Source organism: Sphingobium chlorophenolicum, assembly GCF_000722875.1.
GTDB classification, from domain to species: domain Bacteria; phylum Pseudomonadota; class Alphaproteobacteria; order Sphingomonadales; family Sphingomonadaceae; genus Sphingobium; species Sphingobium chlorophenolicum.
This window is the reverse complement of the sequence record NZ_JFHR01000002.1, coordinates 139,494-164,990: the sequence shown is the minus strand read 5'-3', so window position 1 is coordinate 164,990 and position 25,497 is coordinate 139,494. Positions and strand designations below refer to the sequence as shown.

Sequence of the window (25,497 nt, the reverse complement as noted above, 5' to 3'; positions counted from 1 at the left end):
AATAGGGAAGGATGTCAGTGTTTCAGGGTTATACCCTTTTCAGCGCGGGCATTATTGATCCCGTCGAGTACGATCAGAAACATCTTGTCCTGCGTCTGCTTCCATTTCATCGCCGTGATTTCCTTCAACTCGGGCGGCGGTGCCATAGGTGCCATGCAGGTGTTGGTGATCTTTCGCGCCAACGGTGCGGCAGGCACTTTCTGGCTGTAGTTTTTGGTGATGAGCCGATCGATGCACTCCGTCACGTCCTCGGCCTGTGGAGCCGCAAGCATCATAAGCAAAGCAATCATATTTTTTCCTTTCCTTCAAATGCCGCGATGACCTTCACGTCTGACTGTCCGGCGATGCGGAGTGGAATTTCAAAGTAGGTCTGTATGTTTGTTCGGGCGTTGTTTTTGGCTACGTCAATCAGCCCCTTTCCTTGAGCCTGCTTGATCATCGCCCTTCGTGCGTTCGCGTAGTTGAGCTTGCGCAATTCCTCGACTTCATCTTCGCTGAAGGTGAGAAGGCCCCCATTGATGGTGGTGGCGTTCTCCGGCTGGAAGGCTACGTCACCCATTTCGAGCGGCGGCAGCTTCACCGTCACCAGCTTCGCCTGTTCATCGAACGCGACGTTGGCCATGCTCAGCTTCGAGAGGTCGATGTAGTAGTTTACGACCGCCGGGACTCTGAGCTGCTGCCGCCCTTCGAAGATGATCCAGCGGGAGCGGGTGACTTGCACATCGGCCGCGCCTTTGTACGAGAACACCAACAGCTTGTTGTCCAGGCGCAGGCTTTCAACGGTGGCCGACAGCACCTTTCTCGTGTCCGTGCGGAAAAAGCCCCTGTGGACTACCTCGTTGTCGAGGAGTTCCCTTGGCGCGACCCAGTAGCCCGCGCCGAAAGCACAAAGACACGCAACGCCTCCAGCCGTTAGGGAAATGCCGTTGCCACTCATTCCTCAATCGGCCTTGGTTGAGGATCAGTCTCGAACTCTAGAAAGTCAGGGCCATTGAAATAATACCACCGGCTTTGAAAGCCAGTGTAACCCCCATACCCGTTCTTGGCGTTGACATCACATTGCTTCAGGTAACCATAAATCTTTTTGAAGTACATGTAAGTAACTCTGACCGCGCCAGATAGCTCACCACACCTTACTTTGGCGGAATCATAATCCCGCAGATTGGCCCGAAGGTACGAATCTATCAGTATTTCAGCGGCTTCTTTGGAGGGCTTGGCATATAGCGGCATCTTCTTGATGTATCGGATGGGCGTGGTCCCGATGTGCGGGCAGGAATTCGCATCCACGCTGCTTTGCACCTCATAGACGCCGGGCGTCGTTTCAAAGGTAACAGCGAGCTTGGTCCCGGTTCTGCGCAAGAAGTCAGGTATAGAGTCAGACGCACACATGGCCTTCGCCCATGTCGCAGCCGTCGATTTGGCCTTTTCCGCTGCAACTGCCCGCTCCACACCGGCGGATGGCTGATAACGTATTTCCAGCGAGTGATCGCCAATGACGGCGTCAACCACCTTGACTGTACCGTCGTCACGGCCCCTCACCCGTGATGCGGCTACCTCTAGCGCCTTTTGCACTTCGGGGGGATTGGCAGCGGCTTGGGCGCGGAGACTATCGACAGCCAGACTGATGAAGAGGAAGAGGGCCAGCGCTTTCAGCAATTCGAAGCGCTGCCGCTTTGCAGGTTTGCGTTTCATGTTCGTTTCCCATGCATAGAGGATTGAACCGAACCCGGACGGGCATGGCTGAACAGGCAGCATCGCTATGGCTGTGGATAATTCACTGCTCGCCCCCTCACGCCTGGAGAGCGGCCTTCGGCTTCAACCTCGCGTCGCCCTATGTACCTCTCGGAGCGACGGCCGAAGCCGGATGTTGGAAACCCGCTGAAGCAACGAGCGCATGCGCCTTTATCGGCAGAACCGACTGGACATGCGCGCATGCCACCCGGCCTCCAAAATCTGGCGACCGAGTTGCTTCAAAAGGGGTTTCCACGCCCCACCCTCCGGCTTTCACGGAGGGCAGAGCTTTTCTGGCGGGATTAGAGCAGCTTCGCAATAGGCGTTTGATTTCGCCTGTTCATATAAGATGACGGATTTTGCGCGAGAGGATGCGTGACATACGGCGATGCTGCACATAGAAAATCGCCATGAGCAATACGCCTCCGCCACCTGCGACCGCCTCCTCAACACCTATCCTTTCCATTGTTTGGGACGGCACGGAGCACGCCTTCGTTCTCTCTGCCAGCATTTGGCTGATGACGGTCGGCGCAATAATAATTGTAGCACTTATTGGATGGCGGATTTTTGCGGGCGGGTTCGCGTTCAAAAACTTCGAAATCGATCAGGCGGATTTCGGGATCGGCGATCAAAAATTCACGTTCAAACCCAATATGACTGACAAACAGGTCGCCTATGCAATTTGGGTGGAGTTGAGCACCAGGAAGATTGGCCTGCCCATCGATTTCGAGAATGATGTGATCTCGGAAGTTTATGATTCGTGGTTTGGCTTTTTTACAGTCACCCGCGAACTCGTGAAAGGAATTCCCGCCCAGAAGGTAAGGCGAGATAGCACCCAAAAAATCATTCGGTTGTCGATCGAAGTATTAAATGAAGGGCTTCGTCCACACCTGACGAGATGGCAGGCTCGCTTCCGCCATTGGTACGATCGGGAACTAAGACGGTACGACGAAGAAAATGGCGAGGAAATACTCGATCCTCAGCTCATACAGGCGAAATTCCCCAAATTTGAAGAACTGAAGGCCGATATGGAGAGAGTCAACGGCGCTCTAATAAAGTATCGTGCTCGTATGCACAATTTGGTCTTGAAAGACTGATAAAATTGTCCATATTCTGGAACAGAACGGGAATATGGGGGCGTATCGATGGCCGACCAAACAAAAAATGTTTTCATTAGCCACGTCCATGAGGATGACGCCGGGCTTGGCAAAATCAAAACCCTCCTCGCCAAGAATGGCATGACCATCCGAGATTCTTCAATAAATTCCAGCAATCCTAATAATGCCAAATCAGAGGCGTACATTAAATCAGATATTCTTGCGCCGCAGATAAATTGGGCAGGTACGCTGGTCGTATATGTTTCCCCCGCCACTAAGGATAGCAAGTGGGTTAATTGGGAAATTGAATACGCTCACAAAATGGGAAAACGCATTGTGGGCGTGTGGGAACATGGCACGAAAGATTGCGATCTACCGGAAGCGCTCAATAACTACGCGGACGCTGTCGTTGGCTGGCACGGTAATTCGATAATTGATGCGATCAATGGGCAAGGCGACGTCTGGGAAAAGCCAGATGGCGGTTCATGCGACGTTCGACCCATCACTCGCCACCCTTGCGGCTAATCTAGAACATGGCCCGCTTGTTTTCATACGTAGTACGCTACGATAGCGGTTTTGCACCGAATCCATTTTATGGATATTGCACCCTTGCGACTTGCAAGCCGACAATTAGGAAGGCTGCGGCGATCAATGACTGGATTGTGGGCACCGGGAGCGCAAATAAGGCCCGCAATCGAGGAACCCGCATTGTGCATGCAATGAAGGTTACGGAGACGACTGATTTCCGTTCGTACTGGGGCGATCCTCGTTTCACGCGAAAGCGCCCTTTACGGCGAGGTAGCCGTAAGCAAAGTTGTGGCGATAACATTTACTTTCGTTCCGATGATGACAGTCGGTGGCTGCAGATGGACTCGTTCCACACAAATCCGGATGGCTCACTCAGACCTGAGCACGTGAATCGTGACACCGGGACAGATAGGGTATTGATTAGTAATGATTATTACTATTTTGGTGGCGAAGGCCCCCACATTCCCGCGCAGTTCCGAGATGCTTCGCGATACGATCTGTGCCGGAAGGTCAGGCAACGGAAGCGGCTGGACGATGATGATTGGATTGCCGAGTTCATAGGATGGCTCCGAACCTTTGGTGATCCAGGCTATTATGGCAGACCGCTCGATTGGGTACTCGAAGATGGCTAACCGCAACACCCATTCAACCTTACTTATAGACGAATATCTTCGACAGGTTGCTCCAACCGACAAAATGCCCGAGGATATCGGCCCGGTGCTATTCGGGCTGTTTGGCGAAGTTGGCGGAATAATGACGGCCGCCAAAAAACATCATCGCGAAAAAGAGGTCTTCGTCGGCTATCGGCTGATGGTCGAGGAAGAGTTTGGGGACACGCTATGGTACTTAGCTGCCCTTTGCCGCCGTTTGGAATTGTCGCTGGAGGAATTGCTTAGCGCAGCGATTTCCACCGATGATTACTCCTCCATTCTTGCTGCAAGCGACATGGAAAACGGCACTCTCGCTCGGATTGTGATTCCGCGTCAGGTCATGGCGCTAGATCCAGCCCTCCTCACCTTGGGCGAAGCAGTTTCGCGCCTACTCCGTCTCGCAAGCGATCCAACAAACCCCGAAGCCGTTCTTGTTCCCTTTATCGACTGCTATCTAAAAGCCATTCAGGTGTCGGGCCTATCCTTTGGTGATGTAGCTCGCAGCAATATTACAAAAACAAGAGGTCGGTTCGTTGCCCCCGATACATCCACACTACCGACCTTTGACTCTCAATTTAAGGAAGAGGAGCGTCTTCCAGACAAATTTGAAATCGAGATAACTCAGCGCAAAAGCGGACAATGTTATTTGCGGTTGAATGGAGTTTTCGTAGGCGATCCTTTGACCGATAATATCCACAAATCGGACGATTATAGATTTCATGACGTTTTTCATTTCGCTCATGCGGCCATATTACATTGGTCTCCAGTAATGCGAGCCTTAATTAAACAAAAACGTAAAAGCGACAAGAGAATTGACGAGGCGCAGGATGGAGGACGCGCGATTGTTGTCGAAGAAGGGTTAACCGCTTGGATTTTCTCGCGCGCCAAAGATTTGAATTTCTTGGAAGATCAACAATCCGTTTCTTTTGATATGCTCAAGACCATTGCAGATTTCGTCCGTGGCTATGAAGTTGAACATTGCCCGCTTAATCTTTGGGAACGAGCCATTCTCGACGGGTATGCTGTGTTCCGGCAGGTTCGAGCAAACAAGGGCGGTGTCGTGATCGGGGATCGCATCAAAAGGACAATAGGCTATAGGCCCCTCTGACGAGGGATTTCCATGACGCCGATTCGATTTGTTTCTCAGCTTGGCGCATTGCAGTTTGCAAACGCGTTCAATCCATATTCTGACCGGTGCGCGGTCCATGATTTGACCGATGCGCCGGTACAGCGTGCGGGCCTCCTCACAGAAATTCTGGAAGCGGCAGCGGATGCAGAGCTAGATGCATTATGGGTTGGTCGTGATCTTGGCTTCCGTGGAGGTCGCCGCACAGGCATGGCACTTACCGACGATGTGCATTTTCAGGATCATTTGTCGCGCTGGGGGATCATTCGCTCCAGACCAACAATAGGACAGGCCGTTTCTGAGAGAACAGCCACCATCATTTGGGATTTGCTTCGATCTATTGACACCCCCATTTTCCTGTGGAACGTGTTTCCCCTTCATCCACATGAACAGCAAAACCAATTCACTAATCGGGCGCACAATGCAAAAGAACGAAAAGCGGGAATGGATATTCTAGATCAGCTTATTCGAATGTTGCGGCCAAAACGTCTTGTTGCAGTAGGAAACGATGCAGAGAAGGTGCTGAAGCAACTTTCAAAACCTAGCGACGTCTTGAAAGTCCGTCATCCAAGCTACGGTGGGCAAGCCGAATTTTCTAATAAAATTCGAGAACTATACAGGATTGAAGCAAACACATTACTTTGATCAGGGTATCTGCGAACTTTTTATGAGTGCCGTCGGAAAAAATGCACCCAGCCGTCACCCAGTTTCAAGTCACGTCGTCCGATACCCGCGTGATGTTGGGCGCAGGCACAACAACAAGTCGCGTCGGCTCCAGACATCTCCAAGGCTTTGAACAAGGCACCCACTGAAGCGCTTTCGTGACCGCTCGCATTACGAAGGCTACGTTTCCTACTGAAAATGGCTCTCGCCTTATCCCTCCGGCAGCAGCAGACTAGAGTCCCCGTAACTATAGAATCGATAGCCTTCCTTGATTGCGTGCCTGTACGCTGATTGCATTTTTTCCGTGCCCATCAAGGCACTTACCAGCATGAACAATGTCGATTTGGGCAGGTGGAAATTGGTCATCAGTCCATCCACCGCCCGGAAGCGATAACCGGGCGTGATGAAGATGCGCGTTTCGTCGGCGAAGGGATGGATGACGCCATGCTCGTCCGTTGCGCTTTCCAGCAGGCGCAGGCTGGTGGTGCCGACGGCGATCAGACGCCCTCCCGCCTGGCGCGCCGCGTTCAGCCGGTCCGCCGTCGGCTGGTCGATCCGGCCCCATTCGGCGTGCATGCGGTGGTCGTCCGTATCCTCCGCCTTGACCGGCAGGAAGGTGCCCGCGCCGACATGCAGGGTCAGCGTTTCCGTGCCCACGCCAGCCTTCGCCAGCTCCGCCGTCAGTTCCGGCGTGAAGTGCAGCGCAGCGGTGGGCGCGGCGACCGCGCCATCCTCCCGCGCGAACATGGTCTGATAGTCGCTGCGGTCGCGCTCATCGGTGGGGCGCTTGCTGGCGATATAGGGGGGCAGCGGCATTCGGCCTGCCCGTTCCAGCAGGACTTCCACCGGTTCCTCGCCTTCGAAGCTGAGCGTGACGCCGCCATCCTCGTCCCGCGGCCCGGCGATGGCGGTGACGCCCGCGCCGAAATCTATGCGGTCGCCGTCGCGCACCCGCTTGGCGTTGCGCAGGAAGGCCTGCCACTGGCGCAGGCTGAGGCGTTTGTGGAGGGTCGCGCCGATCCTTGCCTCGCCGCGCATGCCTTCGAGTTGGGCGGGGATCACCTTCGTGTCGTTGAAAACCAGCACGTCGCCGGGGCCCAGCAGGCCGGGCAGGTCGCGGACGATACGGTCCTCGAACGGCGCGTCGCCCGATACCAGCAGCAGCCGGGCCGAATCGCGGGGGGACGCGGGCCGGAGCGCGATGTTTTCGGGCGGGAGGTCGAAATCGAACAGGTCTACGCGCATGGGGCGCCGGTCCTCAGGAGCAGATCTTCATGCTGAACATGTTTCATGGCCACGCATCGCGATTCACCACTCTCGGCTCGATCCGGCGAAATGGATGCTGAAACAAGTTCAGCATGACGAGTTAGGGATAAGGCGCGGCCCTATTACTTCTTTTTCGGCGCAACCGGCTTCTTCGCGGGCGCGAGCTTCTTCACCGGCGGCGCGATGATCGAGGGGGCGGGCGGCGCGGGCGGGGTCGGCAGCGCCGTCACCGGTGGCTTGCCGTCGCTTTCGATCGATGCCTGAAGGATGATCGTCGGGTTGGCGGGCGGTTCGCCCTGCGCGATGGCGTCGACATATTGCATGCCGTCGATCACCCGGCCGAAGACGGTATATTTCTTGTCGAGCTGCATGCGCGGCAGGAAGACGATGAAGAACTGGCTGTTCGCGCTGTCCTCGCTCTGGGCGCGGGCCATGGAGACGGTGCCGCGCAGGTGCGGCATCGGGTTGAATTCCGCCTTCAGGTCCGGAAGCGTCGAGCCGCCGGTGCCGTCGCCCTTCGGATCGCCGCCCTGCGCCATGAAGCCGGGGATGACGCGGTGGAATTTAAGGCCGTTGTAGAAGCCCTGCCGGGTCAGTTCCTTGATCCGTTCGACATGTTGGGGCGCGATGTCGGAGCGCAACTGGATGCGCACGCGGCCGCCGCTGGACAGGTCGAGATCCCAGATATTCTGCGGGTCGGCCGGGACAGTCGCGGGCGGCAGTTTCGATGCGGGGTCGAGGCCGAGCTGCTTGGCCGCCTGCTCGGCGCGGACGGCCGCCTCTTCCTTCTTCATTTCCTCGGCATTGCGTCCGCCCTGGGTCAGGGCGGCGCCGCTCGATGCATAGAGAGCGAAACCGATCGCCACGGTCTTGAGCGCCGACGTGAACCGCATGAACGAAGCTTTCCTCATATTTGCCCCAGGAACGAATGTGCCCCTGATAGCGTGCTCTTGGCGATTGGCAACTGAACGAAGGCTTTACTGGCCCTTCAGACCCAGTTTCGCCACCCTCGCCTCCACCTCGTCGCGCACGGCGGGGCTGACGAATTTATGGATCGGCCCGCCGTAAAGCGCGATTTCCTTGACCAGCCGCGACGCGATGGGTTGCAGCGAGACGTCCGCCATCAGGAATACGGTTTCCACCCGGCCGTTGATCTGCTGGTTCATGCCCGCCATCTGATATTCATATTCGAAGTCGGCGACGGCGCGCAGGCCCCGGATGATGACGCTGGCCCCCTGCGATTCGGCGAAGTCCATCAGCAGCGAGTTGAAGCCGGTGACGACGATTTCCGTGTCGATCCCCGCGCATTCGCGGCGGACCATGTCCAGCCGTTCCTCGTCGGAGAACATGGGCGATTTGCTGATGTTGGTGGTGACGCCGATCACCAGCTTGTCGACCAGTTTCGCGCCGCGCCGGATGATGTCCATATGACCCAGGGTGATCGGGTCGAACGTGCCGGGATAAACCCCCACCCTCTGCTTGCTGCTCATGCCCCTAGCGATCCCTTTCCACGATATAATCCGCGATGGCGCGCAGCAGGTCGGCCTCCGGACCGTGCCCGTGCAGATGCGCCTTGGCCTGTTCCACCAGCAGGCGGGCCTGCTGCCGCGCCCGATCCGTCCCCAGCAGCGAAACGAAGGTTTCCTTGCCCGCCGCCGCATCCTTGCCCAGCGCCTTGCCGGCGAGGTCGGCGTCGCCCTCCACGTCCAGCAGGTCGTCGGCGATCTGGAAAGCGAGGCCGATGTCCCGCGCATAGCCGTGCAGGCGAGTGCGCGCGTCCGGCGGGATGCGCGCCATGATCGCCGCCGCGTCGACGCAAAAGGCGATCAGCGCGCCGGTCTTCAATTGCTGGAGCCGGGTGACGGTGGGCAGGTCGAAACTGGCCTTCTCCGCCTCCAGGTCCATCATCTGGCCGCCCGCCATGCCGCTGGTGCCGCTGGCGACGGCCAGCGCCTTCACCAGTTCGACGCGGACGAAGGGGTCGGGATGGGTTTCCTCATCCGCCAATATCTCGAACGCCAGGTCGTGCAGGCAATCGCCCGCCAGGATCGCCGTCGCTTCGTCGAACGCCTTGTGCACGGTGGGCTTGCCCCGGCGCATGTCGTCGTCGTCCATCGCGGGCAGATCGTCATGCACCAGCGAATAGACATGGATGCATTCGACCGCGACGCCGACCCGCAGCGCCGAATCCCGCGAGATGTTGAACAGGTCGCTGGCCGCCTGCACCAGCAGCGGGCGCAGCCGCTTGCCGCCGCCCATGGCGGCATGGCGCATCGCTTCGTAAAGGCGCCTGCGCGGATCGTCGGGGACCGCCAGCAGCGTGTCGAACAGGCGGTCGACATCCTCCGCGAGGGCGGCGGCACGGCTGGCGACCAGGGTCGAGGCGGAGGCGGGTCCGCTCATGCCCGCGGCTTTCAGTCCGCGCCGAAGGGCTGCGCGCCCGTGACGGCCCCGCCGGCGTCCAAGGTCAGCTTGGCGATGCGCGCCTCCGCCGCCTGGAGCCGTTCCATGCAGCGTTTCCGCAATTCCTCGCCCTGCGAATAAAGCGAGATGGATTCGTCGAGCGGCACGTCGCCGCTTTCCAGCCGCCGGACGATCGATTCGAGAGCGCGCAGCGCGTCCTCGAACGACATTTGCGATGGATCGCCCTGCTCTGTCATGCTGTCTTGCGCCATATCCCTGCATTGGCCGCCCCTGCCCGCCCGGTCAAGCCCACAGTCAAGCTCTTGGCGCAGGCTTATTGGGGCCGTCGCGGCCAATTTCGGCCCTTTCGTCATGAAAACGTCATGACGTCGCGACAGGGGCTGGCGGACTTACGGCAGTTTTGCGTTGACGCTTGGCGTGGCTAGTGCACATAGAAGGACCGCTATGAAATATCATCTCTCCCTGATCTCCGTGGCGGCGCTGGCGCTGCTTTCGGCCTGCAACAATAACGACGCTCCCGAAGTGGTGGGCGGCCCCGCCGATCCCATGGCCGACAAACTGGCCAATGCCGCACCGGTCGAGCTGCCGCCGATGGTGAAGGAAAGCCATCAATATCGGTGCAAGGACAACAGCCTGATCTTCGTCGACTTCATGAGCGACGACAAGACGGCGAACCTGCGCACCGAAAAGGACGGCGCGCCGACCAAGTTGACCGCCGCGGAAGCGGGCAAGCCCTTCGAGGGCGCCGGCTACAAGGTCGAGGGTTCGGGCAAGCAGATCACCGCCACCCTGCCCGGCAAGAGCGCGGTTAGCTGCAAGGGCTGATCCTCTTTACATTTTCCTGCACATCCGGGCCGGTCTTCCCATGCGGAGGCCGGCCCTTTTCTTTATTGGATGTGCGGGGATTTGGTGGAAGATGGCCAATTGCTGCCACTAATCCTCCCTACGCGCAGCGTGGGGAGGGGGACCGTCGGCGCAGCCGATGGTGGAGGGGAAATGGCGTGACCTGCGTATCTTCCCCTCCACCAGCCTGCGGCCGGTCCCCCTCCCCATCTCTCGATGGGGAGGAATAGGATGGGTCCGGTTTCCACCCAAATACGCTCTTGCGCCGAACCGCAGCAACGTTTTCGTCTGTGCGTGCGCGTCAGCATTGTCTATCGGACGCTCCATCGCTAAAGGCGCGCTCATGTCCAGCACCGCATCCCAGATCACGCCCCAGGTCGTCGCCGAACATGGGCTCTCCCCGGAAGAATATGATCGCGTCCTGAACGCGCTTGGGCGGGAGCCGAATCTCACCGAACTCGGCATATTCTCGGTCATGTGGTCGGAGCATTGCTCTTACAAAAGCTCGCGAATCCATCTGAAGAAGCTGCCGACCGAAGGACCGCAGGTCATTTGCGGCCCCGGCGAGAATGCAGGCGTCGTCGACATTGGCGACGGCCAGGCCGCGATCTTCAAGATGGAAAGCCACAACCACCCGTCCTACATCGAACCCTATCAGGGCGCGGCGACGGGCGTGGGCGGCATTTTGCGCGACGTGTTCACCATGGGCGCGCGGCCGGTGGCGAACATGAACGCGCTGCGCTTCGGGCGACCCGATCACCCCAAGATGAAGCATCTCATCAGCGGCGTGGTGCGCGGCATCGGCGGCTACGGCAATTGCGTGGGCGTGCCGACTGTGGGCGGCGAGGTGAATTTCCACCCCGCCTATGACGGCAACATCCTGGTCAACGCGATGACCGTGGGCGTCGCCGAGACGAACAAGATTTTCTACAGCGCCGCGTCGGGCGTGGGCAATCCGATCGTCTATGTCGGCTCCAAGACCGGCCGCGACGGCATTCATGGCGCGACGATGGCATCGGCCGATTTCGGCGAGGATTCGGAGGAGAAGCGGCCGACCGTGCAGGTGGGCGATCCCTTCACCGAAAAGCTGCTGATCGAGGCATGCCTGGAACTCATGGCATCCGACGCCATCGTCGCGATCCAGGATATGGGTGCGGCGGGCCTTACCTCCTCCTCCGTGGAGATGGCGTCGAAGGGCGGCGTCGGCATTCAGCTCGACATGGACAAGGTGCCGCAGCGCGAAACCGGCATGACGGCCTATGAGATGATGCTGTCGGAGTCGCAGGAGCGCATGCTGATGGTGCTCCAGCCGGGCAAGGAGGATTTTGCCGAAGCCATTTTCCGCAAGTGGGAACTGGATTTCGCGGTGATCGGCCATGTGACCGACACGGGCCGCATGGTGCTGGTCCACAAGGGCGAGACGGTGTGCGACATTCCGCTGGCCCCGCTGGCCGACGATGCGCCGCTCTATGACCGTCCGGCGATGGCCAAGGATGAATATAAGATCTGGTCCGGCGTCCAGCCGCTGGGCGAGATTGCCGAGAGCGCCGACATCGGCGCTGATCTCGTCAGGCTGATGGGTTCGCCCGACATCGCCTCGCGCCGTTGGATCTGGGAGCAATATGACCATATGGTCGGCGCCGACACGGTGCAGCGCCCCGGCGGCGACGCGGCGGTGGTGCGCGTCCATGGATCGCAAAAGGGCATCGCGATCAGCACCGACTGCACGCCGCGCTATTGCTATGCCGATCCCTATGAGGGCGGCAAGCAGGCCATCGCGGAATGCTATCGCAATATCAGCGCGGTCGGCGCGACGCCGCTGGCCGTTACCAATTGCCTGAACTTCGCCAATCCGCAGCGGCCGGAGATCATGGCCCAGTTCACCGGCTGCCTGGAGGGCATGGGCGACGCTTGCCGCGCGCTGGATTTCCCCATCGTGTCGGGCAATGTGTCGCTCTACAACGAATCCAAGGCGACTGGCGGAGGGTCCGCGATCCTGCCGACTCCCGCCATCGGCGGCATCGGCCTGCTCAAGGATGTCGACGGGATGGCGACCGTGGCCTTCAAGAATGAGGGCGACGCGATCTGGCTGATCGGCGGCGAAGGGACGCATCTGGGCCAGTCGATCTGGCTGCGCGAAATTGCCGGGCGGGAAGCGGGCAATGCGCCCAAGGTCGATCTGGCGGCGGAGCGCGCCAATGCCGAGGCCGTCCGCACGCTGATCGCGGCGGGCAAGGTCAATGCGGTGCATGATATTTCCGACGGCGGCCTGATCGTGGCGGTCACCGAGATGGCGCTGGCCGGGAAGATCGGGGCGGACCTCAGCATCGCCCTGACGACCGCGAGCGCCTTTGGCGAGGATCAGGGGCGGTACATCGTCGCCGCTGCCCAGGGCGTCGACATTCCGGGCGCCGTGAAGATCGGGACGACGGGCGGCGACAAGGTGGCGGGCGTGGCGCTGGCCGAGTTGCGCGGCGCGCATGAGGGCTTCTTCCCGGCGCTGATGGACGCGGAACTTTAAACAATAAAAACAAGCTGCGCCTGCGCAGGCAGGAACAGCTTGTTTTGCATCGCCTGTCTGAAAGGAAGCCGCCATGGCCTTTACCGCGAAGATTCTTCTCCTCGGTTCGGGCGAACTGGGGCGGGAGTTCGTGATCTCCGCCAAGCGGCTGGGCGCGCAGGTCATCGCCTGCGACAGCTATGCGGGCGCGCCCGCCATGCAGGTGGCAGATGGCCATGAGGTCTTTTCGATGCTGGATGCCGACCTGCTGGCCAAGGCGATCGAGAAACACAAGCCCGATTTCGTCGTGCCGGAGATCGAGGCGATCCGTACCGAGGTGCTGGCCGATTTCGAGGCGCGGGGCGTGACCGTCGTGCCCTCCGCCCGCGCCACCATCATGACGATGAACCGCGACCGCATCCGCGAGGTGGCGGCGGTGGAATTGGGACTGCGCACGTCCCGCTACCGCTATGCCGAGACGCTGGAGGAAGTGCTGGCGGGGGCCGCGCATACCGGCCTGCCCTGCGTCATCAAGCCGGTCATGTCCTCATCCGGCAAGGGTCAGAGCACGGTTCGCGCCGCCGGGGAACTGGAAGCGGCGTGGACCTATGCCGTCGCCAATATGCGCGGCGACCGGAGCCGGGTGATCGTCGAGGAATTCATCGCCTTCGACTATGAGATCACGCTGCTGACGGTGCGCAGCCGGGAGGGCGTCAGCTTCTGCCCGCCGATCGGCCACCGGCAGGAGCGCGGCGATTATCAGGAAAGCTGGCAGCCGACGCCCATGTCTAACGCCGCCCTTTCCGCCGCGCAGGACATGGCGCGCAAGGTGGTCGACAATCTGGGCGGATACGGCATTTTCGGCGTGGAATTCTTCGTGAAGGGGGAGGATGTGATCTTCTCCGAATTGTCGCCGCGGCCGCACGATACCGGCATGGTGACGCTGATTTCGCAGAATTTCAGCGAGTTCGACCTGCATGCCCGCGCCATATTGGGTCTGCCGGTGCCGGAAGTGACGCTGGCCGGGGGCGCGGCTTCGGCGGTGATATTGGCGGATCGGGAAGCGGACGACTTCCGGTTCGAGGGCCTGGCGGAGGCGCTCTCGACGCCCGGCGGGGAAGTCGATTTGCGGCTGTTCGGCAAGCCGACGACCCGGCCCTATCGCAGGATGGGCGTGGCTCTGGCCAAGGCGGAGGATGCGGACAGGGCACGGGCTGTGGCGGCGGAGGCTGCGGGCAAGGTGCGGATTGTTTATGGGGGATGAGGGTGAAGAACCGTCACGCCCCCTCCCGCAAGCGGGAGGGGAATGTCTTGGGATGGCCAGTACTGCCATATCCTCATAATCAGCCAACTCGCGTTACGCGGCCGAACAGCACCTGATAGGCGTCATCCCCGCCGCCTTCCTCGAAACTTGCCATTACCCGGCGCAGATCCCTGGGCGGGAGGGGCTTGCGGCCTTCGCTAGGCACCACCGCGCCGATGCCTTTGAGATGCGCGATCAAGCCCTTCGCGCCGCCGCAGGCCAGGGCATAATCCTCGTCGAAGGCAAAGGCGTCGTCGAAGCGTCCCAGCATCGAGCGCAGCATTTCGAGCGAGGGATAATCGGGAATGCCGGCGCCCACTCCGCTCGCTTCATGCGCCCGACGCCAGCGGGCGAAGCTCCCCTCCCCCATGGTCGAGAAAATGAGGCTGCCGCCCGGCCGCAGCAATCCCGCCAGCCGGGCGATCGCGCTTTCCAGATCGTCGAACCATTGGAAGGCCAGGCTGGAGAGGATCAGGTCGAACCACTCCCCTTCAAAGATCGGCGCTTCGCCGTCCATCGTCATGAAGGTGCCCGCGACCAGCCCGCTCTTCGCTGCATGGGCCAGCATGTCGGGCGACAGGTCCGTCACCACCAATTCCGCGCCGGGCCAGCGCGCCTGGATGTCGCGCGTCAGAAAGCCGGTGCCGCAGCCAATCTCCAATATCCGGCTGACGCCGTCCGGCTTCTGCCGTTGCGCGAGATCGGCCACCAGCGCGGCCGCCAGCCGTTGCGGCCCGGCATGATCGTCATAACGCCCCGCCGCCGCGCCGAACGCGTCGCTTATTCGTTGCTTGCGCCGACCATTCATGGCTAGTCGCATTGACAGAGGCTCGACCTCTTTTCCAGCCTCTTGAAGGACCAACCTGACCGATGACCGCCCCTTCTTCCCGGATTCCCGCCATGGACGTGCTGCGCGGCTGCGCCGTCATGGGAATCCTCTGGATGAACATCGCGGCATTCGCCCTGCCGGAGCAGGCCTATTTCAGTCCGGCGGCGGCGGGGCCGCTCTCGACGGGCGACATCGCCTTCTGGACGGTCAGTTTCCTGTTGGTCGACGGCAAGATGCGGGCGCTCTTCTCCATGCTGTTTGGCGCGTCGATGCTGTTGCTGATCGACCGGGAGGAGATGGCCGGGCGCGACGGGCGGCAGGCGCAGATGATCCGCGCCGCATGGTTGTTCCTCTTCGGCCTGGCCCATTATCTGCTGCTGTGGTGGGGCGACATATTGATGATCTATGCGCTGGTCGGCTTCGCCGCGCTGCTGTTCGTGCGGATGGAGCCGTTGGCGCTCGTCAAATGGGCCTTTTTCTTCTTCCTGGCGCATTTCCTGGTCTGCGCGGGATTCATCGGCACGCTTTACGCCTGGAGCCATGCGGCGGCGGCACCCGACGGAGCGAGCCACGTAAGCGCGGGTTTCGCCAATTTCATCGCCTCGCTTTCCGATCCGGCGCATCCGGCTATCCGGAGCGAATATATGACCTATCGCGGGGGGTATGGCGGCATATTCCTGCATCATGTCGCGCTGTTCGGCGGACAGTGGCTGACGACTTTGCCCTTCGTCCTGTTCGATACGTTGGGGTTCATGCTGCTAGGCATGGCGATGTTGAAGGGCGGATTCCTGACGGGACGCTGGCAGGCGGAGCAATATTGGCGGACCGCGCGGCATTGTTTCCTGATCGGGCTGATCCCGATGGCGGCGCTGGCGGTCTGGATCATTTCCGGGCGGTTCGCGGCGTTGACGACGTTGGGGTCGGCGCTGGCCTGGTCCTTCCCCTTCCGCATTCCGCTGTCCGTGGGTTGGGCGGCCTTGATCCTCTGGTTATTCACGCGGCATCGCGGTGGCGCTTTCATGGCACGGATCGCTGCCGTCGGGCGGCTGGCGCTCAGCAACTATCTGGGCAGCAGTTTTGTCATGTGCGCGATTTTCTATGGCTGGGGGCTGGGGCTGTTCGGGCATGTTCCGCATCGGGCCATGCCGTTGTTCGTCGTGGCGGCGTGGGCGGTCATGCTGGTCTGGTCACCTTTATGGCAAAGGCGATTCGCGATGGGACCGGCGGAATGGCTGTGGCGCAGCCTGGCCCGGCGCCAAACGCAAAAGATTCGCAACAGCGACTGAATATCTATTGCGACCTATTATCATCTGCGCTATCTCCGCCTCAGGAGATTTGCATGGTTGTCTGTGTCTGCAATGCCATTCGTGAAAAGGACCTGAAAGAGGTCGCCCGCGACGGTTGCGCAACCCCTTGCAGCGCCTATGCGCGTCTGGGACGCCGGCCCAAATGCGGCCAGTGCGTGCCCTTCGCGCGCACGATCATCGCGGCCGAGCGCGCCTCCATCTGAAGTCATTGCGAGGCAGGCGCAGTCGGCTGCCGCGAACTTGACGCAATAGCGCAGCGAAAAATGGCGGATTTCTGCGGCTTTCCGGATTAACAAACGAGCGCGAAACGCTTATGGTCCCCGGCACTTCCTTACAGCCGGAGAAGAACGCCATGAAGGGCGACGCCAAGGTCATCGAATATCTGAACGAGGTCCTCAAAAATGAGCTGACCGCGATCAACCAATATTTCCTCCACTATCGCATGCTGAACCATTGGGGCATCGAGAAGCTGGCCAAGTTCGAATATGAAGAATCCATCGACGAGATGAAGCACGCCGACAAGCTGGCGGAGCGCATCCTGTTCCTGGACGGCCTGCCCAATTTCCAGTTGCTCGGCCGCCTGAAGATCGGCGAGACGGTGGAGGAGATATTGAAGGCCGACCTCGAACTGGAATATGAGGCGCTGCCGGTGTTGAAGGATGCGATCGCCTATTGCGAATCGATCCGCGATTATGTGAGCCGCGACCTGTTCCAGCACATATTGGAAAGCGAGGAAGAGCATGTCGACACGCTGGAAACCCAGTTCGAGATGATCGACCGCATGGGCATCCAGAACTACATCCAATTGCAGAGCAAAGCCGCCGAGAAATAAGGGTTCGAGCGGGGCTGGCCCGTCCGGCGCGCCTGCCCCGACGCCTCATCAGATCAGCGAATCGAGCAGGCCGATCAGCGGCAGGTCCGCCGGCGGCATATCCAGCGCGTACATTTGCGCGGGCCTGGCCCATTGGAGCGCGGTCGCGTGCCGCGCTTCGGGGATGCCCTGCCATTTGCGGCAGACATAAAGCAGCAGCAACAGGTGACGGTCGCCCAGCGGCTCGCTCGCGAAGGTCGCGGGGGCGAGGCAGCTTGCGTGGGTGCGGATGCCCAACTCCTCCTCCAACTCGCGGATAAGGGCGGTTTCGGGCGCTTCGCCCGGTTCCACCTTGCCGCCGGGGAATTCCCAGAGATGCGCCATCGGCTTTCCGGGCGGGCGCTGTTGCAGCAGGACGCGGCCATCCGCGTCGACCAGGGCGGCGGCGACCACGAGCAAGGGGAAATTTATCGTCATAACGATCCGGCTTGAGGGGTTTGTTAACTCTGCCGCTTTTACAAGGGCATTTGGGGCTGTGTGTAAATGGGGTGCGGCATGCGGGCGTTGATAAGGAGCCTTTGGCGACTGGCGGCCTGCCAGCGAGGCGCAACGGCGGTGGAATATGGGCTGATCCTTGCTCTTATTTGCCTGGCCGTCATCGGCGCTATTTCCAGCGTGGCCAACAAGACCGTCTCCATGTGGAACAATGTCGCGACCGAAGTTTCGGCGCATTAACCATCAATTTCTGACACCTCTTCTGCTCCATTAAATCTTTATCAACCCCCCCCCTCTACACCGGGTTCAAGCTGACCTTCATTTCAAGCGGGGGCGGCCGGGTAGTTAAACGTGTAACTTGAGGCAAGGAGACTTCCAATGCAGTTCATCCGCAAGATGCTGAAGAATGAAAAAGGCGCGACCGCCATTGAATACGGCCTGATCGCCGCCCTGATCGCAGTTGCCGCCATCGGCGCCATGTCCACTCTGGGCGGCAAGCTGACCAACACCTTTAACAAGGTTTCGAACAGCCTGACCAACTAAGGTTAGCTAGTTAAAAAGGGCGGCGGAAACGATCCCGTCGCCCTTTTTTGCGTCCAGCCATTATCAAGTGACAATCTTCACCCGTTGGCCGGGCCGCAGCACGCTTTGCGCGGTAAGGGCATTGATCGTCAAGAATCGTTCCGTCGCATAATCGGCATAAGCCATGCGCTTGGCGAGCGATTGTACGGTGTCGCCAGCCTTTACGGTGACGACGTCAACGTGGCGCGGCTTGATCGCCGCCGCCTCCTGTGCGGAAAGGCGCTGTACCGACTGGACCATGGCCGAAAAGGGACCGACCCCCTGCCCGGCCGCCGTCAACAGCAGGAAGTGATAGGCCTTCCCGCCTCCGAAATCATAAGCGAAGACGGTCGCGTCGACCTGGCTCGACTGGGTGCTGGCCCGGACCGTGCGCCAGGCTGCGGGAAGCCCGTTGACCGTGGTGCGGCGCACTTCGCCACGCGGGACGCCGCCATTGCCGCCGCCCAATTTGGCGAAAACCGAATCGATATAGGCGGACAGATCGCCGCTATAGCTGGCGGCGCCGAATTGCGCCTGGCCGCCCGACCCTGCTACGGTGACGGCATCCGCGCCATTCTCCATGCCGAACCCTGACGGCGCGGTGAAGCTGAGCCGAAGATCGGGATGGCGGAAGCGGTTGCCCTCTATCACCCCCTGTTTCGGATCGTCGCCATACAGCACGCCATCCAGCGCATTCAGAAACGCGTCCCGGTTGCGCACGGTACTGCTCGAACCGCTGGCGGCAGCGTTGCGGGCGGCGCGTCCCACGCGGGAGGCTGGATCGGGGTGGGTGCTGGCCCATTCCGGCACGGAACGGGAACTGCCCGCGACCCTGGCGTCCAGGCTGCTCTGCGCCGCCAGCGAAGCCAGCATGGTGGAAAGCGCCTTGGGATCGTAACCGCCGGAGGCCAGATAGCGGATGCCCAGATCGTCCGCCTCATATTCCTGACTGCGGGAAAATTTGAGCGTCAGCAACTGGCTGCCCTGGCCGATCCCCTTTTGCAGCAGGCCGGCCAGCCCCGAATCGCCCAGCAGCGCGCCGGTCAGCACTTGCAGCAGCGTGCCGCCAATGGCGTTGCGTTGTGCCGCCTGTTGCCGCCGCTGACCATGCTGGGCCGCTACATGGCCGATTTCATGGCCGAGCACGCCCGCAAGCTCCGCCTCGTCGTTCATCAGCGCCATGAGTTGCCGCGTCACATAGACATAGCCGCCGGGGATGGCGAAGGCGTTGTTCACCGGCGAATTGAGCAGGGTGACGGTGAAGTCCCCCTGCGCATTCGAGAGGCCGGACTGGACCGCGATGCGGCGGCCCACGCCCTCCACATATTTCGCCTGAGGCCCGGCATAGGCGCCGCCAAATTCGTTGAGAAGCTGGGGATGCTGCTTGGCGCCCGCTTCCTTTTCCTGCGGACTGATCGATGAAACCGTGCGAATCGCCCGCTGCTGGCTGAGCGCCGACGGCGCGGCGGCCAGGGCCATCAGGCCCAAGCCAGCATAAGCCAGAGATGTTGTTTGCTTCACGCTACTCTCCTGCCTCCCCTGTTACCATCGCGTAACGACGGATAGCAGGGGCAGGTTCCCCGGAACAGGGGTCAGCCGATCATACGCCGATGGCGAGGAACTTGTCGGCGCGGTCGGTGCGCAGGGCGTCGGCGCTGATGCCGGAGAGCGAATCCAGTTCCTGGCCGATCGCCGTGCCCAGGCTGGCGATCGCCTGCACCGGCTCGCGATGGGCGCCGCCGATCGGCTCCGGCACGATGCGGTCGATGACGCCGAGCGATTTCAGATGCTGTGCCGTGACCTGCATGGCGGTCGCGGCATCGCTGGCCTTTTCCGCCGTGCGCCAGAGGATCGACGCGCAGCCTTCGGGCGAAATCACCGAATAGACGGCATGTTCGAACATCAGCACGCGATTGGCCGCCGCCAGCGCCACCGCGCCGCCGGAGCCGCCCTCGCCCACCACGGCGGCAACCATCGGCACGCCCAGCGCCAGACATTGTTCGGTCGAGCGGGCGATGGCCTCCGCCTGTCCGCGCTCCTCCGCCTGCACGCCGGGGAAAGCGCCCGACGTATCAACCAGCGTCACCACCGGCAGGCCGAAACGGTCGGCCAACTGCATCAGGCGGATCGCCTTGCGATAGCCCTCCGGCTTGGCCATGCCGAAATTGTGGCGGACGCGGCTGGCGGTGTCGTCGCCCTTTTCATGGCCGATCACGACCACGCGCCGGTCGCCCAAGGTCGCGAAGCCGCCGATGATCGCCTGATCGTCCGAAAAGGCGCGGTCCCCGGCCAGCGGCATGAAATTGTCGAACATGCCCGCGACATAATCCTTGAAATGCGGGCGGTCGGGATGGCGGGCAACCTGCGTCTTCTGCCACGGGGACAGTTTCGCATAGGTGTCGACCAGCATTTTCGAAGCGCGTTGCTCCAGCTTGTCGATCTCGCCGCTGATGTCGATATCGCCCGCATTGGCGGTGGCGCGCAGTTCGATGATCCGCGCTTCCAGTTCCGCGATGGGCTTTTCGAATTCGAGAAAACTAACCATGGGGCATGGCGTTAGGGCGGAGAAACGTCGCCGTCAACGCGCCGATGCGTCATGCTGGCCAGCGGATGGCGGCTATTGACCAGTTCGACCAGGCGGCGGCTGTCCACATGGGTATAGATTTGCGTGGTGCCGATGTCGGCATGGCCCAGCATCGATTGCAGGGCGCGCAGGTCCGCTCCGCCCTCCAGCAAATGGGTGGCGAAGGCGTGGCGCAGCACATGGGGGCTGACCCGTTCGGGCGCGATTCCGGCGGCGGCGGCCAGCGCCTTCACCATCTGGTAGAGGCGGATGCGGCTGACATGGCTCTTGCCGGAGGGAAATAGCCAGGGGCAGTCGGCGGGCACATGATGCAGCCAGGCGGCCACTGCGGCGCGGGCGCGGTCGGAAATCGGCACCAGCCGTTCGCGGCCGCCCTTTCCCTTCAGGATCAGGAAGGGCCGGTCGGATGCCAGGGCGCGGCGCGGCAGCGACATCAGTTCCGTCGCGCGCAGGCCGGAACCGTAAAGCAGTTCGATCAGCGCGGAGAGGCGCAGGTCGAGCGGCGAGGGATGGTCGACGGCCAGCTTCCCGGCGATCAGCGTGAAGAGCGAATCGACCTCCTGCGTCGAGAGTATCTTGGGCAGGGAACGGCGAGTCACGGGGCGCGGCAGGGCGGCCGAGGGATTGTCGGCCCGCAGCGCCTCCTCCTCCAGAAAGGCGTAGAAGGCGCGCAGGGCAGCAGATTTGCGCGCCACCGAGGATGCGGCCAGTTCCGCCCATGCCGTCGTCAGTTCGGCAAGGGCGTCCTTGGTCGCGCTGGCGAGGCCGCCGACAATCTCTCCCGCGCCGGTCAGGTCGGCGCGATAGGCCAGCAGCGTGTTGCGGGATGCGCCCCGTTCGGCCGCCATCATCTCCAGAAAACGGTCGATAAGAGCGGCGTCGTCGCCCATCAGAGCCGCGTCATCGCCTCCGCCGCGATCATCCGCGCCTCCGGATCGAGGCCGACGCGATGCAGCGCCGCGACGATATGATAGAGGTGGAAGGCGGGCAGGCGATTCCAGTCGACGGTCTGCATGCCGACGGCGGCCAGCAGCGCGACGCTGCCCTTTTCGCCCCGCCCGGCGGCCGCGTCTATGGCGCGGGACCAGCGGCTGGCGGCATTCAGGTTGAAACCATGATCCTGCGCCAGCGATGCGCCGTCCTGCGCATTGAGCCGGGAAAGGCCCGCCAGCGCGGCGATCAGCATCTGCGTCTTGCGCGGGTCGGCATCGCTGGCGAAGGAGGAAACCCGGCCTGACCCGATTTCCACCACGGAACTGGGCGCGCCGACCGCCAGCAAGGCCCAGAGATCGCCCGCGCCGTCTCCGTCCGCCTGCGCCGCGAGCCGCGACCAGCGGGCGGCGCTGCGGTCATAGCCGGCGGTGAACATGGCAGCGACCAGATTGGCGGCATCGCGGGCGCCGAGTTCCGACACCGGCAGCGCCGCCGCAGCCCGCGCCGTCGCGATCAGGCCGACGAAATCGGGGCGCGCCTCATTCTGCCACAGCGTCCGCATCGCCTGAAGCCGGTCATCCGCCCCTGCGCCCGAATAAGCCGTGCGCAGCGCGTCGATGCGGTCGGCGGCATTGGCGGGCGCATCGCCGTCGGCCTGCAACTGGCTGTAGAAGCCGACCAGCGCCTGATTGGAAAAGACGCCCAGCCGCGCCGCCACTTCCGCGCCGGGCAGGCGGCGCACGGCGGACAAGGCAGGCGCGCGCGCTTCCCAGGCGCGGACATGCGGCCCGACCGTGCCGTAGAGATTGTCGGGAATTTCGACGTTGAGCGCCGTCGCCAGGCCGAAGCGCCAGGCAGTCAGCCGGTCCACCGCGTCCCATTCGATCTTCACCGATCGGCGAGCGTTGAAGCCGGTTCCCACCACCTTTTCCGCCAGACGATAGTCGATGCCGCGCACCACGCCGCGCCGCTGCGCCTGATTGAGCGCGCCGCTGGCCGATCCCTGATCCCCCGACAAGGCCGGGCAGATGGTGCGGGTCATGTCCCAGCCCGGTTCCTTGCTGAACCGCAGCGCCCCCGCCGACAGCGGGCACAGCCCCGCCGGATCGGCCGTGGCGAGATAGGTTTGCATGGCGATGGCGTAGAGGCGCGGCGTGAACTGGTCGGAATCGACGCTCTGCACCAGCAGGCGGGCGCTGTCCGCCTCCCCCATGCGGAGCAGCAGCCAGGCGCGTTCGGCCACCCAGTCGGCGCCGTTGATATCCTTCGGCGTGTCGGTGGCGGACAGCAGGGCGCGGCGCAGCAGGATCGACGCCCAGCGCGAGGTGATCGGCGCGCGCGTCTCCTTCATCAGGGTCGCGAGGAACTGGCCGGATTGCGCGCCGAAGGCATTGGGCGCCAGCCCCAGCCTTTCAGGCGTCAGCGGGCCTATCCTGTCGAGCGAGCGATGCGCATTTTCGGGGAGGTCGTATTTCGCCTTCTGCGCGGCGATTTCTTCCTCGGATAATGCCGCTTCGGCGGCGTTGTCGGCCGCGTCGTCCGACAGGGCGAAGGTTGGCGGCTGGACCGGCACGGCTGTCGCCGGTGCGGCGGGGGCGGCAGGCCCCTGCGCGGGGCGGACGGGCTGGGACGGCGCGGGAGCAGGCGTCGTGGGCGCATCGCCGAAGCCGGGCGGCAACAGGGATTCGGGCGCCTGCTGCGCGACGACCGGCAGCGCCAGCGCCAGCGCGAAGCTGCCCAGCGCCCATTTCGCGTTCACCCGCCGCTGCCGCATGCCGCTTACTGACCCAGCTTTTCGGCGGGAATCACTTTTTCCACGCGCGCCTGCGGCTTTTCGCCGCCGCGTGACCAGAGCAGGGCGATGATCGCGACCAGCACGACGACCGCGATGATGGGAAGGATCGGCAGGGATGCTTTGCGACGGCGTGAGCTGCCTTCAAAACTGCTGTAGGAACGATTGCGCTTCATGAGTCCTGTTCTGGCCGGGCTGAGCATAGGGAAAGTTGCGATTTGCCTTGTCGGCGCGGGGATGTATAGCCCCGCTCGCCATGCAGCGAAACAGCAAATCCGCCGATGCGCATGCGAAGCGCGGCCCCATCGTCCTGGTGGGCATGATGGGCGTCGGCAAATCGACCGTCGGGCGGCGGCTGGCGGCCCGGCTGGGCGTCGGCTTCGTGGATGCGGACGAGGAGATCGAGAAGGCCGCTGGCATGACGATCAGCGAGATGTTCGAACGCTATGGCGAGGCCTATTTCCGCGATGGCGAGCGGCGCGTGATCGCCCGGCTGATGGACGGCGAGCCGCAGGTGATCGCGACCGGCGGCGGCGCCTTCATGCAGGAAGAGACGCGGGCGCTGATCCTGGAACATGCGCTGGCGATCTGGCTGGATGCCGATATCGACACGCTGGTCGACCGGGTATCGCGGCGCGAGGGGCGGCCGCTGTTGAAGGGCAAGGACCCGCGGGTCGTGTTGACCGAACTCGCCGCCATCCGCAATCCGGTTTACGCGCTTTGCCCCATTCATGTGAAAAGCGCCGCCGCGCCGCATGATGTGGCGGTCGACAGCATCATGGAGCAGCTTTCCCAATGGCCATAGTCCGCGTCGCGCTGGATGCGCGCAGTTACGATATCGTGATCGAGCAGGGGGCGCTGGACCGGGCGGGTTCCTGGCTGGCGGGTTATGCGCGAAAAGGGCGGCTGGTGGTCGTGACCGACGCGCATGTCGCGGCCGCGCAACTGCCCCGGCTGGAGGCGAGTTTGCGCGGCGCTGGCGTGGCGGTTGAGCCGGTGATCCTGCCGCCGGGCGAGCAGACCAAAAGCTGGCGTCATCTGGAGGAGCTGCTGGACGCGCTGCTGGCGCTGGAGATCGAGCGCGGCGACCATGTGGTGGCGCTGGGCGGCGGGGTGATCGGGGATCTGGTGGGCTTCGCCGCGTCGATTTTGAAGCGCGGGTGCCATTTCATCCAGGTGCCGACGACCTTGCTGGCACAGGTGGACAGTTCGGTGGGCGGCAAGACCGCGATCAATGCGCGGGCGGGGAAAAATCTGATCGGCAGCTTCTATCAGCCTGCGCTGGTTCTGATCGATCCTTCGACGCTGGATACGCTGCCGGTGCGCGAGACGCGGGCGGGCTATGCCGAAGTGGTGAAATATGGGTTGATCGATGACCCGGATTTCTTCGCCTGGTGCGAGGCGGAGGGAGACAAGCTGCTGGCGGGCGATGCGCAGGCGCGGGAATATGCGATCGAGCGCAGCGTCGCGGCCAAGGCGAAGATCGTCGGGGAGGATGAGCGGGAAACATCCGGGCGGCGGGCTTTGTTGAACCTGGGGCATACTTTCGGTCATGCGTTGGAGGCGGATACGGGCTTTTCCCAGACTTTGCTGCATGGCGAGGGTGTTGGAGCAGGGATGGCGCTGGCCTTCCGCTATTCGGCGCGGCTGGGGCTATGTGCGGTGGAGGATGCGGAGCGGGTGACGGCGCATTTGCGGGCCGTGGGGCTGCCCTATGATCTGGCCAGTGCGCATGTGACGGCGGATGGGGCCGGGCTGATCGCGCATATGTTGCATGACAAGAAGATGGCGGCGGGCACCCTGCCCTTCCTGCTGGCGCGGGGGATCGGGCGGACATTTCTGTCTAAGGATGTGGTGCTGGAGGATGTCGCCGCGTTTCTGGATGAGGATCGGGCGGGGGGTTGATGTTGGGGAATGTCTGTTGAGGGTGGAGAGTGGACCTATCCTATTCCTCCCCATCGATAGATGGGGAGGGGGACCAGCCGAAGGCTGGTGGAGGGGAAAGGGGCACGACCTGCGTATTTCCCCTCCACCATCGGCTGCGCCGACGGTCC

At 62.0% G+C, this 25,497-nt stretch carries 30 protein-coding genes; 15 read left to right on the top strand and 15 right to left on the bottom strand.

Features of this window, described 5'->3' with window-relative positions; genetic code table 11:
• Positions 1–14: 14 nt before the first annotated feature.
• The 3 genes from BV95_RS02400 to BV95_RS02390 are packed head-to-tail and all read right to left on the bottom strand — an operon-like array spanning position 15 to position 1,692.
• On the bottom strand, positions 15–290 hold the full coding sequence (locus tag BV95_RS02400) for a hypothetical protein (protein ID WP_037446893.1): 276 nt from the start codon (positions 288–290) through the stop codon (positions 15–17).
• Positions 287–937 carry a DUF4230 domain-containing protein gene (locus BV95_RS02395; protein ID WP_037446890.1) on the bottom strand — a complete coding sequence of 217 codons (651 nt, stop codon included), beginning with the start codon at positions 935–937 and terminating at the stop codon, positions 287–289. Before BV95_RS02395 ends, BV95_RS02400 begins: the two co-directional genes overlap by 4 nt.
• Entirely contained in the window at positions 934–1,692 is a 759-nt protein-coding gene (locus BV95_RS02390) for a hypothetical protein (RefSeq protein WP_037446887.1), read from the bottom strand. The genes BV95_RS02395 and BV95_RS02390 overlap by 4 nt, the downstream gene beginning before the upstream one ends.
• A 449-nt stretch (positions 1,693–2,141) precedes the next feature.
• Between BV95_RS02390 and BV95_RS02385 the strand changes: the two genes are divergently transcribed.
• The 5 genes from BV95_RS02385 to BV95_RS22900 are packed head-to-tail and all read left to right on the top strand — an operon-like array spanning position 2,142 to position 5,777.
• Positions 2,142–2,828 carry a hypothetical protein gene (locus BV95_RS02385; protein ID WP_051749588.1) on the top strand — a complete coding sequence of 229 codons (687 nt, stop codon included), beginning with the start codon at positions 2,142–2,144 and terminating at the stop codon, positions 2,826–2,828.
• A 48-nt stretch (positions 2,829–2,876) separates the two neighbouring features.
• On the top strand, positions 2,877–3,353 hold the full coding sequence (locus BV95_RS22910) for a TIR domain-containing protein (RefSeq protein WP_081873248.1): 477 nt from the start codon (positions 2,877–2,879) through the stop codon (positions 3,351–3,353).
• Positions 3,354–3,361: 8 nt separating this feature from the next.
• Entirely contained in the window at positions 3,362–3,988 is a 627-nt protein-coding gene (locus tag BV95_RS22905; RefSeq protein ID WP_081873247.1) for an Nmad2 family putative nucleotide modification protein, read from the top strand.
• Positions 3,981–5,114, top strand: coding sequence for a hypothetical protein (locus tag BV95_RS02380; protein ID WP_037447017.1), 1,134 nt, complete (start codon positions 3,981–3,983; stop codon positions 5,112–5,114). The genes BV95_RS22905 and BV95_RS02380 overlap by 8 nt, the downstream gene beginning before the upstream one ends.
• 12 nt (positions 5,115–5,126) lie before the next feature.
• On the top strand, positions 5,127–5,777 hold the full coding sequence (locus BV95_RS22900) for a uracil-DNA glycosylase (RefSeq protein WP_081873246.1): 651 nt from the start codon (positions 5,127–5,129) through the stop codon (positions 5,775–5,777).
• Between the two features lie 228 nt (positions 5,778–6,005).
• Here the strand turns inward: BV95_RS22900 and queA are convergent, their stop codons facing one another.
• The 5 genes from queA to BV95_RS02355 all read right to left on the bottom strand — a co-directional run bounded on the left by queA (position 6,006) and on the right by BV95_RS02355 (position 9,736).
• Positions 6,006–7,040, bottom strand: a complete 1,035-nt coding sequence (gene queA, locus BV95_RS02375) for a tRNA preQ1(34) S-adenosylmethionine ribosyltransferase-isomerase QueA (protein ID WP_037446884.1) — start codon at positions 7,038–7,040, stop codon at positions 6,006–6,008.
• A 143-nt stretch (positions 7,041–7,183) separates the two neighbouring features.
• Positions 7,184–7,954 (bottom strand): peptidylprolyl isomerase, encoded by a 771-nt coding sequence (locus BV95_RS02370; RefSeq protein WP_037446881.1) that lies wholly within the window; start codon positions 7,952–7,954, stop codon positions 7,184–7,186.
• 84 nt (positions 7,955–8,038) lie between these two features.
• Entirely contained in the window at positions 8,039–8,551 is a 513-nt protein-coding gene (gene coaD / locus BV95_RS02365; protein ID WP_013847258.1) for a pantetheine-phosphate adenylyltransferase, read from the bottom strand.
• Between the two features lie 4 nt (positions 8,552–8,555).
• The gene (locus BV95_RS02360) at positions 8,556–9,464 is read right to left on the bottom strand and encodes a polyprenyl synthetase family protein (protein WP_037446878.1); all 909 of its coding nucleotides are present in this window, start codon (positions 9,462–9,464) and stop codon (positions 8,556–8,558) included.
• An 11-nt stretch (positions 9,465–9,475) separates the two neighbouring features.
• Positions 9,476–9,736, bottom strand: a complete 261-nt coding sequence (locus BV95_RS02355) for an exodeoxyribonuclease VII small subunit (RefSeq protein ID WP_037446875.1) — start codon at positions 9,734–9,736, stop codon at positions 9,476–9,478.
• Positions 9,737–9,929: 193 nt separating this feature from the next.
• On the opposite strand from BV95_RS02355, the gene BV95_RS02350 reads away from it, so the two are divergent.
• The 3 genes from BV95_RS02350 (at position 9,930) to purT (ending at position 14,092) form a co-directional block, all read left to right on the top strand.
• Positions 9,930–10,310 (top strand): hypothetical protein, encoded by a 381-nt coding sequence (locus tag BV95_RS02350; RefSeq protein ID WP_013847261.1) that lies wholly within the window; start codon positions 9,930–9,932, stop codon positions 10,308–10,310.
• A 361-nt stretch (positions 10,311–10,671) separates the two neighbouring features.
• Entirely contained in the window at positions 10,672–12,849 is a 2,178-nt protein-coding gene (gene purL / locus BV95_RS02345; RefSeq protein ID WP_037446872.1) for a phosphoribosylformylglycinamidine synthase subunit PurL, read from the top strand.
• A gap of 73 nt (positions 12,850–12,922) precedes the next feature.
• Positions 12,923–14,092, top strand: a complete 1,170-nt coding sequence (gene purT, locus BV95_RS02340; RefSeq protein ID WP_037446869.1) for a formate-dependent phosphoribosylglycinamide formyltransferase — start codon at positions 12,923–12,925, stop codon at positions 14,090–14,092.
• A gap of 79 nt (positions 14,093–14,171) precedes the next feature.
• On the opposite strand, the gene BV95_RS02335 is transcribed toward purT, so the two are convergent.
• Positions 14,172–14,939 carry a methyltransferase domain-containing protein gene (locus BV95_RS02335; RefSeq protein WP_037446865.1) on the bottom strand — a complete coding sequence of 256 codons (768 nt, stop codon included), beginning with the start codon at positions 14,937–14,939 and terminating at the stop codon, positions 14,172–14,174.
• A gap of 62 nt (positions 14,940–15,001) precedes the next feature.
• On the opposite strand from BV95_RS02335, the gene BV95_RS02330 reads away from it, so the two are divergent.
• The 3 genes from BV95_RS02330 (at position 15,002) to bfr (ending at position 17,099) form a co-directional block, all read left to right on the top strand.
• Complete coding sequence (locus BV95_RS02330; RefSeq protein WP_037446862.1) at positions 15,002–16,246, top strand: DUF418 domain-containing protein; 1,245 nt, start codon at positions 15,002–15,004, stop codon at positions 16,244–16,246.
• Positions 16,247–16,299: 53 nt separating this feature from the next.
• The gene (locus BV95_RS02325; protein ID WP_037446859.1) at positions 16,300–16,470 is read left to right on the top strand and encodes a (2Fe-2S)-binding protein; all 171 of its coding nucleotides are present in this window, start codon (positions 16,300–16,302) and stop codon (positions 16,468–16,470) included.
• 149 nt (positions 16,471–16,619) lie between these two features.
• Positions 16,620–17,099: a bacterioferritin gene (bfr, locus tag BV95_RS02320; protein ID WP_037446857.1), complete on the top strand. Its 480-nt coding sequence runs from the start codon at positions 16,620–16,622 to the stop codon at positions 17,097–17,099.
• Between the two features lie 48 nt (positions 17,100–17,147).
• Here the strand turns inward: bfr and BV95_RS02315 are convergent, their stop codons facing one another.
• On the bottom strand, positions 17,148–17,555 hold the full coding sequence (locus BV95_RS02315; protein WP_037446853.1) for a (deoxy)nucleoside triphosphate pyrophosphohydrolase: 408 nt from the start codon (positions 17,553–17,555) through the stop codon (positions 17,148–17,150).
• Between the two features lie 78 nt (positions 17,556–17,633).
• Between BV95_RS02315 and BV95_RS02310 the strand changes: the two genes are divergently transcribed.
• A complete protein-coding gene (locus tag BV95_RS02310) occupies positions 17,634–17,813 on the top strand; it encodes a Flp family type IVb pilin (RefSeq protein WP_037446851.1) in 180 nt (59 codons plus the stop codon).
• 138 nt (positions 17,814–17,951) lie between these two features.
• Positions 17,952–18,116: a Flp family type IVb pilin gene (locus tag BV95_RS02305; RefSeq protein WP_037446848.1), complete on the top strand. Its 165-nt coding sequence runs from the start codon at positions 17,952–17,954 to the stop codon at positions 18,114–18,116.
• A gap of 63 nt (positions 18,117–18,179) precedes the next feature.
• On the opposite strand, the gene BV95_RS02300 is transcribed toward BV95_RS02305, so the two are convergent.
• The 5 genes from BV95_RS02300 to BV95_RS02280 form a co-directional block, all read right to left on the bottom strand.
• On the bottom strand, positions 18,180–19,655 hold the full coding sequence (locus tag BV95_RS02300) for a M48 family metalloprotease (RefSeq protein WP_037446845.1): 1,476 nt from the start codon (positions 19,653–19,655) through the stop codon (positions 18,180–18,182).
• 79 nt (positions 19,656–19,734) lie between these two features.
• On the bottom strand, positions 19,735–20,679 hold the full coding sequence (locus BV95_RS02295; protein WP_037446842.1) for an acetyl-CoA carboxylase carboxyltransferase subunit alpha: 945 nt from the start codon (positions 20,677–20,679) through the stop codon (positions 19,735–19,737).
• A gap of 11 nt (positions 20,680–20,690) precedes the next feature.
• Positions 20,691–21,608: a tyrosine recombinase gene (locus BV95_RS02290; RefSeq protein ID WP_037446841.1), complete on the bottom strand. Its 918-nt coding sequence runs from the start codon at positions 21,606–21,608 to the stop codon at positions 20,691–20,693.
• Complete coding sequence (locus BV95_RS02285) at positions 21,608–23,425, bottom strand: hypothetical protein (RefSeq protein ID WP_037446838.1); 1,818 nt, start codon at positions 23,423–23,425, stop codon at positions 21,608–21,610. Before BV95_RS02285 ends, BV95_RS02290 begins: the two co-directional genes overlap by 1 nt.
• Before the next feature lie 5 nt (positions 23,426–23,430).
• On the bottom strand, positions 23,431–23,619 hold the full coding sequence (locus tag BV95_RS02280) for a hypothetical protein (protein WP_037446835.1): 189 nt from the start codon (positions 23,617–23,619) through the stop codon (positions 23,431–23,433).
• A gap of 80 nt (positions 23,620–23,699) precedes the next feature.
• Between BV95_RS02280 and BV95_RS02275 the strand changes: the two genes are divergently transcribed.
• Both BV95_RS02275 and aroB read left to right on the top strand, forming a co-directional pair.
• Positions 23,700–24,248: a shikimate kinase gene (locus BV95_RS02275; RefSeq protein WP_013847276.1), complete on the top strand. Its 549-nt coding sequence runs from the start codon at positions 23,700–23,702 to the stop codon at positions 24,246–24,248.
• A complete protein-coding gene (gene aroB, locus BV95_RS02270; protein WP_037446832.1) occupies positions 24,239–25,348 on the top strand; it encodes a 3-dehydroquinate synthase in 1,110 nt (369 codons plus the stop codon). The genes BV95_RS02275 and aroB overlap by 10 nt, the downstream gene beginning before the upstream one ends.
• Positions 25,349–25,497 lie beyond the last annotated feature (149 nt).